Raw genomic sequence first — 14,469 nt, forward strand, 5'->3', positions numbered from 1 at the left:
GCTATCCGCCGCAGTGCGGTTCGCCGCTCCGGTGAAGTCCTCATCGTCATAGGTCTATTCGACCCGAACGCGGGCAGCTGTGTCCGGCGATCCGTCAGAAGTCTGTGGCAACCGACTCGCCCCGTATGGCCCATCACGGGCCTGGCGGGGCGTTTCGTCACGTCCGCCGCTGCCCCGGCCTGCACACCTCGCATCGCAGGATTCGCCCGCCGTACTCGGCCAGCAGCGCCTGCCCCTGCTGCGCGGTCAGCATCGGCTCTCCCGGGTGCCAGCAGCCCTCTTCATGGAGTAGTCCGTGCCGCGCCTCACCCTCCCGTCGCCGGGCCCACTGCACCCACCACCGGGGCCGCTGCTCGGCCTCGGCCAGCGCGGCGTGGACGGCGGCGAGCTGGAGTTCGAGGTAGCGGGCGATGGCGTGGAGCCGTGCCGGGTCGTTCGGGAGCGGCGACGGGTCGGCCATGTGTTCGAATACTAGGCCCGTGCGCGCCGGGCGCTCCCGGGTGCGTGCGGCGGTACGGTCGGGTCACCCCCGCCGGCCCCCGCCGCTCCCCCTCCCACCTCGCCGGCGGGGGCCGCTCAGTCGCGCGTGGCTCCCTCGGGCCACAGGACCCGCACTGGAATCCCAGTGCGCTCTGCATAGGCCACCACATCGGCCGTGCCGCCGTAGCCCCGCGCTGGCTGGCCATCCCAGACCGCGATCAGTTCGTCGATCAGGCCCACCATGATCTCGCTGCCAGCCATGTGCGCCTGCGAGTCAGAGGTGTCCATTCCCGTCTGGTGTACCTCGGTGGCGGCGGACAGGAGTTCGTCATAGGTGGGGTGGTGCCACTCGGGCAACCCATCCCGGTAGGCGGCGGCCGGGACGACGACCTCGATCGTGCCGCCGAGGTCGAGCACCCCCTGGGCGAACCAGGCGTCCGGACCGTCCGCGATGCAGGACACGCCCACAAGCCCGTCGAGAGGGAGCGCGGCCAGCTCGGCTATGAGCCTCTGGCGGACTTGCTCCGCAATATCCTCCGACAGCCCCCGGTGGCCAGTGATCCCAACTCGCACCGCTTCCTCCCGTGATCACAAGTAGACGCCGTGAAGCCGCTCGTCGAAATCTCGCACGACCTTCGCCGGATTCGTCGGTGCGTGCGCCCGGCGCAGCGCTCGCGCCCGCTCGATGATCCGTCCGGAACGGTAGCGCAGACCGACCTCCAACGCCCGCGTACCGAGCGCGAACGCACCATCGATGCGCCCGGCGGCGAGGTGCGCGAACGCGAGGTCCAGCACGAGCAGCGAACGCTGCTTCTCATGGCCTGAGGCCAGCGCCGAGCCAGCGGCCTCCTGCGAGTCGAATGCCCACTCCGGGATGCCGAGCCTAGCGCCGCAGGAGATACGGCACGCGGCGACCTTGCTGCTGTTGAAGTTGAACACCCATGGTCAAGGCGGCGGCTCCTCAGACGAGATGCGCCCCGTAGCGTCCTCGGCCGCAGACAGGAAGTCGGCGGCGCCCCCGGCGTCGCCGCCTCCCGCATAGGCCAGTGCCTCGATGGTGGCCAGCCACGCCACGGCGATCGCGGGCAGCCGGTCGCCCAGCTGCAGACGTGCCGAGCGGACCAGTGCCAGGCTCTCCGCGGCGTTGCCCACGTGCGCTTCGAGCTGCGCGAGACTTCCGACCTGATAGGCGGTGAGCAGTCGGTCTCCTGAGCGGCGCGCGGCGGTGATGCCGGCGCCGTACCAGGTGCGTGCTGAGCCCAGGTCGCCCATGTCCCACGACAGCCAGCCAGCGAGGCTTGCGGCTTCGCTACCGGCGGCGGCCAGGCGGGCGCGCGCTCTGTCCTGGCCCGCCTCGGTGGCGAGGTTCTGGGTGAGCTTGAGGTGGGCGAGGACGGGTTCGATGAGGTGTCGGGAGGCGGTCGAACCCTCCGTTCGTCGAAATGCCGTGGTCGCCACGCGGAGCGTGGCCGTCTGGCTGGTCTCCGCGTTCGCCTCGGAGGCGAGCGCGGTCATGGCAGGTGCTGCTGCGACCGCCGCACCGGCGGCCAAAAAGAAGTTGCGGCGTTCCACTGATGATCCATCCACGGCGGCGACGTGTGCCGCCTGGTGATCGGCGAGGCCGACGAGCCGCGGTGGAAGCCGTAGATGCAGGGCGGCACTCGCCAGGACGTTCATGTTGTATGAGGCGGTCCCGTGGCTCTCCAGCCGCGAGACGGCCGATTGGCTGATCCCGCAGGCTTCTCCGAGTTGCTTCTGTGAGACACCCGCGTCGGTGCGCGCCAGCCGGATGACGCGCCCGTAGTCGCCGCTACTCGACGCCTCTCGGATGGTCCTGCTTGACCAATTCACCGGCGTGCACCTCGGGTCGATTCGTACAGCGAGCCTGTTGTGGTCCCGCCAGCGCCATGCAGGTAACGCATACCCATATGCGCGGGCCGGATCGTCACTGGCTGTCTTCTTATGCGCGCGATTCGCTATCCGTCAACCGCAGATGAGCGGCCGTCCGCTGTAAACGGAGCCGATCATGCCTGAGCACCCCTCACCCTCCCCACCGGCTACATCGCAGTCACCCGCGCCGCCGAAGCCGCCGCCCGTGCGCCGTCTGGTCCAGTGCGCTACTGCAATGGCCGGCTGAACGAGGGCGACGAGGCCACACACACCGAGGTGTGCCCCGCCCGAGGCCGAGGGGGTGAGCGTGGTGGGAGCACCGACCGGCGCCGTGGCCCTGGACGACCTCCTGCCGCCGCGCCCCATCACCCCGCCGACCGATGACGTTCTCGGCCTGGACGACGTGCGCGCTCGCGTCATCCGCTACGCCACCCGGATGGGCGGCGGCGTGTGGGTGCTGACCAGCGTGCAGCGCTTCGAGAGAGCGCATGACCTGGTCGGCGTGTATGAGGACGCCGCCGACGCCCTACGGGACCTGGACGACGAGATCGCGACCGAGTGCCTGTCGGCACACGACGCGGTCACGGCCGACGAAGTGCACGAAGCGGCGTGGGAGATCACCGTGGGCACCGTCGTGCTCCGGCTGGCGTGGGACAGCATCGTCCCGAGGCAGCAGGCCCAGCGGTGAGGCGGCGACCGGTGCGCCTCGGGTACGTCTCCCTGGTCGTCACGCCCGAGACGATCCGCCCCGGCGACATCGTATGGATCGAGGGCCGGGAGATCACCGTCACGGACATGCGGGCCGGGGGCGGCAGGCGCGACGCCGTCACGCTGATACTCCCCGGCGGCCAGGCCCGGCTCATGGGACCCGGCGACACCCTCGACGCCCTGCGGCCCGTCGAGTTGCCCGCGCAGCCGGAGCGGGCGCGGTGACCGCCGTGGCGGCCGAGCGCGAGCAGACGACGGCCGAGGCGCTGCCGGAGCTGGAGGCGCTGACGCTGCGGCAGCAGATCCGCGCGGACTGTGTGTGGTGCGGGCGCCGCCTCGGCGTCCGCGCCCGGCCCGTCGGCGTCATCACCGACCACGGGCAGCGGCTCCCGCTGGCAGCGTGCCTGCCGTACTGCTGGCACGACACCACGGTGTACACCCTCCGCCGCGTCCTGGACGGGCTGCACCGCCTGCCCGACCCCCCGCCGCCGCCCTGACGCCCCCAAGCTGCCTGCCCCGGCGTCCACCCCCCGCCGGGGGCGGGCACCCACAGTCCCCTGCTCCGGCCCGAGGGCCGGACGGACCGGCCCACGGTACGCCGGGCCGGAGCAGGGACCGGGGCGCCCCAACCCACACCACAGAAAGGGACCGAGTCATGGGAGAGCCCGGCGACCCCGGCGAGCGCGATCTCACCTACGACGACCTCACACCGGAGGAGAAGGAGGAGTACAAGGCGCTGGAATGCGAGAAGTGCGCCCCTACGGGCGGCCTGTGCGACTGCGACTGACGACGCCCACCCGTCCGGCCCGCAGCCCTCGGCAGGCCGGACACCACGCCCCCGCCACCACCACGAGCCGATGGGTAGGAAGCAGGTGATGACCATGAGCGACCCGATCAACGGCCACGACCTCGGCGAGGACGAGATCGTCACCCTCCCCGACGAGGACGACAAGGACGACAGTAAGGACGATGGCAAGTAACGCGGTCGACCCGAGCGAGCCGCCGCGCGCGAAGGACATGATCTGTTGGTCCCTGCCGGACCGGACGCCGCTCGGCAGATGGTGCGGCAAGCACCCCAGGAAGCGCACGGCCCGGATCCTGCGGGCGGCGTGGGTGTGCCGCGACTGCGTGCGGGAAAGCGCGCTCGGCATCTGAACAACGGCCCCGGCCGCCACGCGCGGCCGGGGCTTCGTCGTACGTGCGCCACAGCCGGACGCGCTGCCGCCTCCGGACGCGATCCTGGTGGCCCCGGCGCCGGCGTCGCGGCCCTGACAGGATCCGGGAGAGACGGCCTGCCTATCCCAGGCGCAGGTTCCAGCGGCCCCGGTGGCCGCTGAGGCTGACCACCGACAGGGGGTAGACCTCCGTGCGCCAGTACGACTGCGGTGGCGCGCCGAGGGCGTACAGCATGGCGGCGCGGATCACGGAGGGCTCGGTGACGGCGACGATGCGGTCGTCGCCGTCCGCGGGGCGGGTGTCGAGCCATCCGCCGACGCGGGAGACGAAGGAGAGCAGCGGCTCGCCGCCGTGCGGCGCGGAGCGCGGGTCGGACAGCCACTGCTCCACCGCGTCCGGCTCGCGGGCAGTGACCTCCTGGAGGGTCAGCCCGCGCCAGCGGCCCATGTCGCAGTCGCGCAGCGCGGGTTGCGCGATGGGCGAGAGGCCGAGCGCGTCGCCGGTCTGGCGGCTGCTCGGCGTCGGGGAGCAGTAGCGCAGCTCCGCGGCGGCGAGCGGCACCAGGGCCGGGGCAGCGCGCTCCACCGCGCGCCATCCGGCCTGGTCGAGGGGGCGGTCGTCACCGAAGCGGGAGTCGAGCAGCGACGAGCCGCGCGCTGCCGCGATCAGCGTCACCAGCATGCGGCGATCGTATGAGCAGCCGAACAAACGCACCAGCATGGACGCAGCCCCGCCACGGCGGCGGCAGGCGGCAGGGAACGGCCGCACCACGCCGCCCGGGTCCAGGGGCGGCGCTCCCGGAGGCTACGCCCCGCGAGGCGTCGCGCCCGCGGCCAGCGCGGCGCCCAGGCGGCGGACGCCCTCGTCGATCTCGGCGACCCCGGCGGGCGGGGCGAAGCTGAGGCGGATGTGCGGGGAGCCGGGCTCGGCGGGGAAGTACGGGCGGCCGGGGGCGATGGCCACCCCGGCGCGCAGTGCGGCGGCGGCCAGCGCGGGCTCGTCGGTGCCGTCGGGAAGCGGGAGCCACAGGTGGTAGCCGCCGCTCGGCAGGTGGCGGGGGCGTGCCGCCCGTGCGGTGTGCGGGTCGCGGGCCAGGGCGGCGGCCATCGCCTCGCGGCGCAGCCGCAGCTCGGCGGCGACGGCGCGCTGGTGGCGTTCCCAGGCGGGGGCGCCGACGAGTTCGAGCGCCGCCTCCTGGAGCGGGCGTGGCACGAAGAAGCTGTCCACGATCTGGATGGCGGCCAGCCGCTGGAACGCCGGGCCCCGGGCGGCGATGGCGCCGACCCGCATGCTGGGCGAGGTCACCTTGGTGAGGGAGCAGACGTGCACGACCGTGCCGTCGCGGTCCCCGGCGGCGAGGGTGGGCGGCAGCGGCCCGGCGTCGGCGTGGGCGAGCCGGCGGGCGAAGTCGTCCTCGACGACGAACGCCCCGGCCTCGCGGGCGGCCCGGAGGATCGCGGGGCGCCGGTCGGCGGACAGCACCGCGCCCGTGGGGTTCTGGAAGAGCGGCTGGCAGACGAAGACCCGGGCGCCGCTGGCGGCGAGGGCGCGCTGAAGCAGCTCGGGCCGCACGCCGTCGCGGTCCACGGGCACCGGCACCGTCCGCAGCCCGGCGGCGCGGGCGATGGCGAGCAGGCCGGGGTAGGTGGGGGATTCGACGAGCACGGCGGAGCCGGGCGGCGCCAGGGCGCGCAGCGCGGCGCTCAACGCGCTCTGGCCGCCGGCCGTGACCAGCACCTCGGAGGCGGCGACGGCCCCGCCCGGGCCGCCGATCTCCCGCGCGAACCAGGCGCGCAGCTCGTCGATGCCCGCCAGGGGCGGACGCTCCCAGGCGCCGGGGCGGCGGCCCGCGCGGGCGAGGGCGGCGGCCAGGGCGCGCTCGGGGCGGAGGGCGGCCGGCAGGTATCCGCCGCTGAACTCGATGACGCCGGGCGGCGGGGCGGCGAGGGTGGCGACGACGGCGCCGGCGTCGACGCCGCGCGGCACGTGCTCGAAGGACGCCTCGGCGGAGAGGGTGATCTCCTGCCAGGAGGTGTCGCCGCGCTCGGGTGGCCGGGCGGCGTGCGGCTCGGCGCGGTACGCCCCCGAGCCGGGCCGGGTGATGACCAGGCCCTCGGTGGCGAGCTGTGCGAGGGCGCGCGTGACGGTGACGGGGCTGACGCGGTAGCGGGCGACGAGTGCCCGACTGGCGGGCAGCTTCTCCCCCGGCGAGTAGCGCTTCAGCTCGTCGCGGAGGGAAGCGGCCAGTTGAGCCATGCTGCTATCGTCAGACATGAGACCGAAGGATAGCGCTATCGCCGCGTCGCCGATAGCGGTTCCCGGCCGGGTCCGGCCCACCCCCTCCGCCCGCGGCGGCCTGGTGCTCGCCGCGCTCGGCGTGACGGCGTTCTCCCTCACCTTCCCGGCCACCGCATGGGCCCTGGAGGGGCTCGGCCCGTGGACGGCGACGTGCGCGCGCCTCGTGCTCGCCGCGCTGGTCGCGGGCTGCTGCCTGGCCGCCGCGCGGGCCAGGCCGCCCGGCCGGCGCCACTGGGCGGGCCTGGTCACGGTCGCGACGGGCGTGGTGATCGGCTTCCCGCTGCTGACCACGCTCGCCCTGACGACCTCCACCACCTCCCACGCCGCGGTCGTCACCGGGCTGCTGCCGCTGACCACGGCCTGCTACGCCGCGCTGCGCACCGGCGTCCGGCCCCCTCCCCTCTTCTGGGCCGCGGCCGTGGCCGGGGCGGCGGTGGTGGCCACGTTCACGGTCGCCGAGAGCGGCGGCCCGCCGACCACGGGCGACGCGTACCTCTTCGCGGCGCTGCTGGTCTGTGCCGCGGCCTACGGCGAGGGCGCGCGGCTCGCGGCGGTGATGCCGGGCTGGCAGGTGATCTCCTGGGCGCTGGTGCTGTGCCTGCCGCTGTCGCTGCCCGGTCTTGGCGCGGCGCTGCTGGCCGAGCCCGCCGACCTGACGACGCGCTCGGCGGCCGGGCTGCTGTGGGTGGCGGTGGGCTCGCAGCTCCTCGGCCTCGTCGTCTGGTACCGGGGGCTGGCGCGCGCCGGGACCGCCCGGGCCAGCCAGCTCCAGCTCGCCCAGCCGCTGCTCACCCTGGCCTGGTCGGCGGCGTTGCTCGGCGAGGACCTCACCCCGGCCACGGCCGTGGCGGCGCTGGCGGTGGTCGCCTGCATCACGGCCACCCAGCGCGCGGGCGCGCCCCGGCGGCCGCCCGGCCGTAGACTGGAGGACACGTGACGCAGATCACTCACGGACAGGAGGGCACCCCTGATGCGAGCCAAGAAGGGTGACCGGCTGCTGACGCACGGCAGAGTCGTCGGGCAGCACGACCGCGAGGGAGAGATCGTCGAGGTCATGGGGCCGCGGGGCGAGCCGCCCTTCCGCGTCCGCTTCGAGAACGGCCACGAGACCGTGATCACCCCGGGCCCCGACTCCGTCGTCGAGCCCACCGGGAAACGGCAGGGGCGGGGCTGACCCGCCCGCGCCCTCCCCCGCCGGGCCCCTACCTGGCCGGGGCGGCCCGGCGCGATGTGGCTTGTCGTGACGTCTTGTAGTGGTCCTCGTACACGCGGGACATGGCACCGATCGGGTCGGCCGCGACGTACTTGGCGGAGTAGAAGACGTTGCCGCCCACCTGCCGGTGGTCGCGGCACAGGGTCAGGTGGCGGGACAGCTCCGCCGGGTCCTGCCAGGCCTCGGACTGCGCCGGATCGCCCGCCTTGTACAGCGCCTCCCCGATGTAGAGGTCGACACCGGTGCCCGCCGCCACCTCCGACCACCAGGGCACCAGCGTGGCGTAGTCGGCGGCGGCGAATCCGATGTTCCAGTAGACCTGCGGGACGACGTAGTCCAGCCAGCCCTCGCGCACCCAGGTGCGCACGTCGGCGTAGAGGTCGTCGTAGGTCTCCACCCCGCCCTGGGTGTCGGACCCCAGCGGGTCCGTGGCGGCGTTGCGCCAGATGGCGAAGGGGCTGACGCCGAAGGGGACTCCGGGCCGCACCCGCCGGACCCTCTCGCGCATCTCCGTGACCAGCAGGTCGATGTTGTGCCGACGCCAGTCCCCCCGGTCGGCGAAGCCGCCGCCGTGCTCCTCGAAGGCGGCGGCGTCGTCGAAGGTCTCGCCCGCGACCGGGTACGGGTAGAAGTAGTCGTCCCAGTGCACGCCGTCGATGGCGTATCGCTCGACGGCGTCGGCCATGGCGTCCTGCACGAAGGCGCGCACCTCGGGGATGCCGGGGTTGTAGTAGAGCCGCCCGCCGTAGGGGACGACCCACTCCGGGTGCTCCCTGGCCGGGTGGCCCTCGGCCAGGCGGGAGGGGTCGGCGTGCATGGCGACGCGATAGGGGTTGAACCAGGCGTGCAGCTTCAGGCCGCGCGCGTGGGCGGCGCGGACCGCGTGGTCCAGCGGGTCCCAGCCGGGGTCCTGGCCGGGTACGCCGGTGAGCCACTCCGACCACGGCTCGTACGGCGAGGGCCAGAACGCGTCCGCCGTCGGGCGCACCTGGAGGAAGACGGTGTTCAGCCGCCAGCCGACGGCGACGTCGAAGAGGTCGTCCAGCTCCGCCCGCGCCTCGGCCGGCGTCAGGCCGGGCTGGGAGGGCCAGTCGATGTTGGCGACCGAGGCGATCCACATGCCGCGCAGCCCGCCCGCGCCGCCGTGGCCGTGCCCGCGTCCCCGGGCCGCGTCGTCGGTGGCCGCGGCGCCACGCTGCGCCGAGGCCGAGGCCTGAGTGAGCGTCAGCATCCCCGTCAGCGCCCCGGTGGCGGCAACGGCCAGGCCCCTACGGGTGATTCGTCCCATGTGTGCTACCCCCAGCGGTGATCGTCGGCAGTCTGATGCCCGCTCAGCCTGACCGGAGATCCTAGCGATGTCCCCGTGACACACCCTTATGCGAGCCACATTCGACAGTTAGCATCAGCCGAACGCCCAGATGTGGGAGCGCTCCCACGCACTTCTTTCTGCTTTCACCCCCACCCGAAGGAGCGTCAGCGTGCGCAGACGGAAACAGGCCACCGCCCTCCTGGCGGGCATGGCACTGGCCGGCGGCCTGTTGGTGGCCACCGTGTCCACGGCCAGCGGAGACCAGAACTCCGACTCGGGCACCGGGGCGGGCGCCGGCGCGGCGGGGCAGCCCCTGCAGGCGGCGTACTCCTGGGACAACGTCGAGATCAACGGCGGCGGCTTCGTGCCGAGCGTCGTCTTCAACCGCAGCGAGCCGGACCTCGTCTACGCCCGCACCGACATCGGCGGCGCCTACCGCTGGAACGAGCAGGGCCAGGAGTGGATCCCGCTGCTGGACGAGTTCGGCAACGACCACTGGGGCTACTCCGGCGTGGCGTCGATCGCGACCGACCCCGTCGAGCCCGACAACGTCTACGCCGCCGTCGGCTCCTACACCAACGACTGGGATCCGGGCAACGGCGCCATCCTCCGCTCCGCCGACCGGGGAGAGACCTGGCAGGTCACCGAGCTGCCGTTCAAGGTGGGCGGCAACATGCCGGGCCGCGGCATGGGCGAACGGCTCGTGGTCGACCCCCACGACAACGACGTGCTGTACTTCGGCGCCCCGAGCGGCGAGGGCCTGTGGCGCAGCACCGACGCGGGCGTGACCTGGCGCGAGGTCGCCTCCTTCCCCAACCCCGGCGACTACGCCATCGACCCGAGCGACAGCACCGGCTACCTCAGCGACATCATCGGCGTCGCCTGGGTCACCTTCGACCCGCGCACCGGCTCGGCCGGCAGCCCGACGCAGACGATCTACGCCGGGGTGGCGGACCTCCAGCGGAGCATCTACCGCTCCACGGACGGCGGCCAGACCTGGCAGCCGGTGCCCGGCGCGCCGACGGGCTTCCTGCCGCACAAGGGCGTGCTGGACGAGGAGACCGGCGAGCTGTACGTCACGACGAGCAACGACCCCGGACCGTACGACGGCAGCGACGGCGAGGTGTGGCGTTACGACACCGCCGCCGGGACGTGGACCGACATCTCGCCCGTGCCCGCCGGCCCCGACCGCTCCTTCGGCTTCAGCGGCCTGGCCGTCGACCGGCAGCAGCCCGGCACGCTGATGGTGTCGGCGTACAGCCTGTGGTGGCCCGACACGCAGTTCTTCCGCTCCACCGACGGCGGCGAGACCTGGACCCGGGCCTGGTCGTACACCAGCTACCCGGACCGGGAGAACCGCTACACCCTGGACGTCTCCGCCGTGCCCTGGCTCGACAACGGCGCCAGCCCCGCGCCGCCGGAGGAGAACCCGAAGCTCGGCTGGATGACGCAGGGCCTGGAGATCGACCCCTTCGACTCCGACCGCCTGCTGTACGGCACCGGCGCCACGCTGTACGGCACCACCCAGCTCACCAACTGGGACAGCGACCAGACCTTCACCATCACGCCCGTGGTCAAGGGCCTGGAGGAGACGGCCGTCCTCGACCTCGCCGCGCCGCCCGGCGACAGGACCGAGGTGCTCAGCGGGCTGGGCGACATCGGCGGCTTCCGCCACACCGACATCGGCCAGGTCCCGGCCCGCTCCTTCCCCAGCTTCGGCACCACCCAGAGCCTGGACTTCGCCGAGTCGGCCCCGAACACCGTGGTGCGGGTGGGCACCCACGTCGGCGAGGGCACCGCGCCCACGATCCAGTTCTCCACCGACGGCGGCGCCACCTGGTCCGACGGCACCCGCCCATCCCAGGGCGTCAACGGCGGGACGGTCGCGGCGGCGGCCGACGGCAGCCGCTTCGTGTGGGCGCCCTCGAACGGCGCGGTGCACGTCACGCGGGGCATCGGCCAGTCCTGGACCGCCTCGCGGGGCATCCCGGAGGGCGCGCGGGTGGAGGCCGACCGGGTGGACCCGGACGTCTTCTACGGCCTCCACCAGGGCACCTTCTACGTCTCGGCGGACGGCGGCGCCACCTTCACCGCCTCGCCCGCCACCGGGCTGCCCGCGGGCGGCTCGTACTTCGCCACCACCTCCGCCGCCCGGGGCGACATCTGGGTCGCGGGCGGCACCGGCCTGTGGCACTCGGCCGACGCGGGCGAGACCTTCGCCCGGGTCGCGGGCATCGAGGCGGAAACGATCGGCTTCGGCGCGCCCGCGCCCGGCGCCGGCTACCCCGCCCTGTACGCCTACGGCGTGGTGGACGGCGTACGCGGCATCTACCGGTCGACGGACGCCGGGGCGAGCTGGGAGCGGATCAACGACGACCAGCACCAGTGGGGCTGGACCGGGGCCGCCATCACCGGCGATCCGGACGTCTTCGGCCGCGTCTACCTCGGCACCAACGGGCGCGGCGTGATCTACGGCGAGCCCGCGAGCTGAGCCAGGCGAGGGGAGGACCGTTCGGCCGGTCCTCCCCCGCCCGGTAACGTCGTGCCCGGCAGAAAGGGGCAGGGCGTTGACCGACATCGAACGGGTCGGAGTGGTGGGCTGCGGCCAGATGGGCGCCGGCATCGCGGAGGTGTGCGCGCGGGCGGGGCTGGCCGTCCTCGTCGCGGAGACCACCGGGGAGGCCCTGGAGCTGGGCCGCACCCGGCTGGTGGCCTCACTCGACCGGGCCGTCGAGCGCGGCAAGATGGCCGAGGCGGACCGGGACGCGACGCTGGGCCGGCTCTCGTTCACCACCGACCTGGGAGGGTTCGCCGACCGCGACCTGGTGATCGAGGCCGTGGTGGAGAACGAGCAGGTCAAGACGGAGATCTTCCAGCTGCTCGACCAGGTCGTCACCCGCCGGGACGCCATCCTGGCGACCAACACCTCCTCCGTCCCGGTGGTGCGGCTGGCGACGGCCACCTCCCGCCCCGCCCAGGTGCTCGGCATCCACTTCTTCAACCCCGCCCCGGTGCAGCGGCTGGTGGAGCTGATCCCGGCGCTCACCACCGGCGAGGACACCATCAGGCGGGCCGAGAGGCTGGTGGTCGGGACGCTGGGCAAGCACCCGATCCGGGCCCAGGACCGCTCGGGCTTCGTGGTGAACGCGCTGCTCGTGCCCTATCTGCTGTCGGCGATCCGGATGTTCGAGGCGGGCGCGGCGAGCCGGGAGGACATCGACAGCGGCATGGAGCTGGGGTGCGCCCACCCCATGGGCCCGCTCAGGCTGGCCGACCTCATCGGCCTGGACACGGTCGCGGCGATCGCCGACTCGATGTTCGAGGAGTACCGGGAGCCGACGTACGCCGCTCCCCCGCTGCTGCGCCGGATGGTGACGGCGGGGCGCCTGGGGCGTAAGACGGGCGCGGGGTTCTACGCCTACGAGTAGCGGGCTCAGGAGGCGCGCCTGCGGCTGCCCGTCTTCTTGTCGGCGGCGGCCTTCTTGGCGGTGCTCTTCTTCGCCGCCGTCTTCTTGGCCGTCGTCTTCTTGGCCGCCGTCTTCTTCGCGGGCGTCTTCTTCGCCGGGGCCTGCCTCCCGGCAGGGCGCCCCGCCGCACCCTTCCCGCCACCCTCGCCGATCTCCGAGACGGTCGCCTCCTCGCCCTCGCCGCGCGCCTGCCGCGCTCTGCTGACGCTGTCCTCCAGGGCGGACATCAGGTCGATGACGCGCCCGGGGGCGGCGGGCTCGAGCGGGCGTTCCGGCTCGGTGCCCGCGAGCTTCGCGCTGACCAGGGCGTCCACGGCCTCCCGGTACTCGTCGTGCAGCTCGCTTAGCTCGACGCTGCCCAGGGTGTCCATCAGCGTGTCGGCGAGGTCGAGCTCGGCGTCCCGCACCGTGACCTTCTCGGTGGGCGCCAGCCCGGCGGCGGGGCGTATCTCGTCCGGCCACAGCAGGGTGTGCATGCCCAGCACGTCCCGCTGCTCCTCCCCCTCCAGGGCGCGCACCAGGGCCAGGTTCTCCCGGCCGCGCATGGCCAGCTTGGCGATGGCGCCCTTGCCCGAACGCCGCAGCGACTCGCGCAGCAGCACGTAGGGCTTGGCGGCGCCCGCGTCCGGGGTCAGGTAGTAGGAGCGGTCCAGCTGGTAGGGGTCGATGGACTCGATCGGCACGAAGCCGAGGATGTCCACCGTCCGGGCGGTGGGCAGGGGCAGCGCGGCCAGGTCGGCGTCGGAGAGGGGCACGAGGCCGCCGTCGGCCGTCTCGTACGCCTTGCCGATCTCCTCGGCGGGCACCTCACGGCCGCCCTCGGTCTCGCAGACCTTCCGGTAGCGGATCTTGCCCTCGTCCGTGGTGTGGATCTGGCGGAAGGAGACGCTGTGGCTCTCGGTGGCGCTGACGACCCTGACGGGAATGCTCACCAGGCCGAAGGAGATCGAGCCTTTCCACACGGTTCGCATCGGCATCATTAGCCCCTTTCGCACCTTTCATGCAGTCTCAGGGTATGCCTGTCGTCGAAGTCGAGGGCCGCCGTCTCACGCTGACCAATCTGGAGAAGGTGATCTATCCGGACGGCACCACCAAGGGGGAGATCGTCCACTACTACGCCGTCAACGCCGACGTCCTCCTCCCTCATCTGGCGGGCCGGCCGCTGAGCCTGCTGCGCTACCCGGACGGCCCGGACGGGGAGCGCTTCTTCACCAAACACGTGCCGCAGGGCACGCCCGACTGGGTGACGGTGGGCGAGTTCGGGCGGGCCGAGGGCGGCACGATGTGGCAGGTGATGATCGAGGACGTGGCCTCGCTGGTGTGGGCGGCGAACCTGGTCGCCGAGCTGCACGTGCCGCAGTGGACCGCCGCCGCGCCCGGCACGGCCGACCGGCTGGTCTTCGACCTCGACCCCGGGGAGCCCGCCACGGTCGTCGAGTGCTGCCGGGTCGCGCTGTGGCTGCGCGAGCGGCTGGCGGCGGACGGGCTCACGGCGTACGCCAAGACCTCCGGCGCGAAGGGGCTGCACCTGCTGTGCCCGCTGCGGCCGGTGGACTCCTCGGCGCGGGCCTCGGCGTACGCCGCCGAGCTGGCGGGCGAGGCGAGCGCGGCGCTGCGGGGGCTGGCCATCGCGGCGATGGCCAAGCGGCTGCGGCCGGGGAAGGTGTTCATCGACCACAGCCAGAACGCGGCGCGGAAGACGACGGCGGCGCCGTACACGCTGCGCGCGCGGGCGGAGCCGGCGGTGTCCACGCCGGTGGCGTGGGAGGAGGTGGAAGGGTGTGCCTCTCCTGACCAGCTGGTCTTCACGCTGCGCGACATCCCGGCGCGGGTGCGCGCTGCTGGCGACCTGATGGCCCCGCTCGCGGACCCGGCCGCGGCGCGCCCGCTGCCGCCGGGGTAGCACCGGGGGCTCCGCCCCCGGTGCT

18 protein-coding genes are annotated in these 14,469 nt (G+C 73.5%); 10 read left to right on the plus strand and 8 right to left on the minus strand.

Translation table 11 applies throughout. The annotated features are described in order from the left end of the window. Positions 1–157: 157 nt before the first annotated feature. The 4 genes from ACTWQH_RS16070 to ACTWQH_RS16085 all read right to left on the minus strand — a co-directional run bounded on the left by ACTWQH_RS16070 (position 158) and on the right by ACTWQH_RS16085 (position 2,331). Positions 158–460 (minus strand): hypothetical protein, encoded by a 303-nt coding sequence (locus ACTWQH_RS16070; RefSeq protein ID WP_443287220.1) that lies wholly within the window; start codon positions 458–460, stop codon positions 158–160. Between the two features lie 116 nt (positions 461–576). Then, positions 577–1,053 (minus strand): hypothetical protein, encoded by a 477-nt coding sequence (locus ACTWQH_RS16075; protein WP_443287221.1) that lies wholly within the window; start codon positions 1,051–1,053, stop codon positions 577–579. 15 nt (positions 1,054–1,068) lie between these two features. Continuing rightward, positions 1,069–1,419 carry a hypothetical protein gene (locus tag ACTWQH_RS16080; protein ID WP_443287222.1) on the minus strand — a complete coding sequence of 117 codons (351 nt, stop codon included), beginning with the start codon at positions 1,417–1,419 and terminating at the stop codon, positions 1,069–1,071. A gap of 6 nt (positions 1,420–1,425) precedes the next feature. Then, a complete protein-coding gene (locus ACTWQH_RS16085) occupies positions 1,426–2,331 on the minus strand; it encodes a helix-turn-helix domain-containing protein (RefSeq protein WP_443287224.1) in 906 nt (301 codons plus the stop codon). A 346-nt stretch (positions 2,332–2,677) separates the two neighbouring features. Here ACTWQH_RS16085 and ACTWQH_RS16090 point away from each other — a divergent pair, with 346 nt between their 5' ends. From ACTWQH_RS16090 to ACTWQH_RS16110, 5 genes are all read left to right on the plus strand, one after another. Further along, complete coding sequence (locus ACTWQH_RS16090) at positions 2,678–3,058, plus strand: hypothetical protein (protein WP_443287225.1); 381 nt, start codon at positions 2,678–2,680, stop codon at positions 3,056–3,058. Then, complete coding sequence (locus ACTWQH_RS16095) at positions 3,055–3,303, plus strand: hypothetical protein (protein WP_443287226.1); 249 nt, start codon at positions 3,055–3,057, stop codon at positions 3,301–3,303. Before ACTWQH_RS16090 ends, ACTWQH_RS16095 begins: the two co-directional genes overlap by 4 nt. Then, positions 3,300–3,575, plus strand: coding sequence for a hypothetical protein (locus tag ACTWQH_RS16100; RefSeq protein ID WP_443287227.1), 276 nt, complete (start codon positions 3,300–3,302; stop codon positions 3,573–3,575). Before ACTWQH_RS16095 ends, ACTWQH_RS16100 begins: the two co-directional genes overlap by 4 nt. 158 nt (positions 3,576–3,733) lie before the next feature. Then, positions 3,734–3,865 carry a hypothetical protein gene (locus ACTWQH_RS16105; RefSeq protein WP_443287228.1) on the plus strand — a complete coding sequence of 44 codons (132 nt, stop codon included), beginning with the start codon at positions 3,734–3,736 and terminating at the stop codon, positions 3,863–3,865. Between the two features lie 182 nt (positions 3,866–4,047). Next, the gene (locus ACTWQH_RS16110) at positions 4,048–4,233 is read left to right on the plus strand and encodes a hypothetical protein (protein WP_443287229.1); all 186 of its coding nucleotides are present in this window, start codon (positions 4,048–4,050) and stop codon (positions 4,231–4,233) included. A gap of 141 nt (positions 4,234–4,374) precedes the next feature. On the opposite strand, the gene ACTWQH_RS16115 is transcribed toward ACTWQH_RS16110, so the two are convergent. Together ACTWQH_RS16115 and ACTWQH_RS16120 are read right to left on the minus strand one after the other, a co-directional pair. Continuing rightward, on the minus strand, positions 4,375–4,935 hold the full coding sequence (locus ACTWQH_RS16115; protein WP_443287230.1) for a histidine phosphatase family protein: 561 nt from the start codon (positions 4,933–4,935) through the stop codon (positions 4,375–4,377). A 123-nt stretch (positions 4,936–5,058) separates the two neighbouring features. After that, positions 5,059–6,510, minus strand: a complete 1,452-nt coding sequence (locus ACTWQH_RS16120; protein ID WP_443287231.1) for an aminotransferase-like domain-containing protein — start codon at positions 6,508–6,510, stop codon at positions 5,059–5,061. Positions 6,511–6,526: 16 nt separating this feature from the next. Between ACTWQH_RS16120 and ACTWQH_RS16125 the strand changes: the two genes are divergently transcribed. Further along, entirely contained in the window at positions 6,527–7,489 is a 963-nt protein-coding gene (locus ACTWQH_RS16125) for a DMT family transporter (protein ID WP_443287232.1), read from the plus strand. Between the two features lie 33 nt (positions 7,490–7,522). Continuing rightward, complete coding sequence (locus tag ACTWQH_RS16130; RefSeq protein ID WP_443287233.1) at positions 7,523–7,726, plus strand: DUF1918 domain-containing protein; 204 nt, start codon at positions 7,523–7,525, stop codon at positions 7,724–7,726. Positions 7,727–7,754: 28 nt separating this feature from the next. Here the strand turns inward: ACTWQH_RS16130 and ACTWQH_RS16135 are convergent, their stop codons facing one another. Beyond that, complete coding sequence (locus ACTWQH_RS16135) at positions 7,755–9,053, minus strand: glycoside hydrolase family 10 protein (RefSeq protein WP_443287234.1); 1,299 nt, start codon at positions 9,051–9,053, stop codon at positions 7,755–7,757. 229 nt (positions 9,054–9,282) lie between these two features. Here ACTWQH_RS16135 and ACTWQH_RS16140 point away from each other — a divergent pair, with 229 nt between their 5' ends. After that, positions 9,283–11,565 (plus strand): WD40/YVTN/BNR-like repeat-containing protein, encoded by a 2,283-nt coding sequence (locus ACTWQH_RS16140; protein WP_443287241.1) that lies wholly within the window; start codon positions 9,283–9,285, stop codon positions 11,563–11,565. Between the two features lie 76 nt (positions 11,566–11,641). Next, on the plus strand, positions 11,642–12,502 hold the full coding sequence (locus ACTWQH_RS16145; RefSeq protein WP_443287235.1) for a 3-hydroxybutyryl-CoA dehydrogenase: 861 nt from the start codon (positions 11,642–11,644) through the stop codon (positions 12,500–12,502). Between the two features lie 5 nt (positions 12,503–12,507). On the opposite strand, the gene ku is transcribed toward ACTWQH_RS16145, so the two are convergent. Beyond that, the gene (ku, locus tag ACTWQH_RS16150; RefSeq protein ID WP_443287242.1) at positions 12,508–13,512 is read right to left on the minus strand and encodes a non-homologous end joining protein Ku; all 1,005 of its coding nucleotides are present in this window, start codon (positions 13,510–13,512) and stop codon (positions 12,508–12,510) included. A gap of 44 nt (positions 13,513–13,556) precedes the next feature. Here ku and ligD point away from each other — a divergent pair, with 44 nt between their 5' ends. Next, positions 13,557–14,444: a non-homologous end-joining DNA ligase gene (gene ligD / locus ACTWQH_RS16155; RefSeq protein WP_443287236.1), complete on the plus strand. Its 888-nt coding sequence runs from the start codon at positions 13,557–13,559 to the stop codon at positions 14,442–14,444. Positions 14,445–14,469 lie beyond the last annotated feature (25 nt).

This window comes from Streptomyces sp. 6N223 (genome assembly GCF_052246635.1).
Taxonomy (GTDB): Bacteria; Actinomycetota; Actinomycetes; order Streptomycetales; family Streptomycetaceae; genus Streptomyces.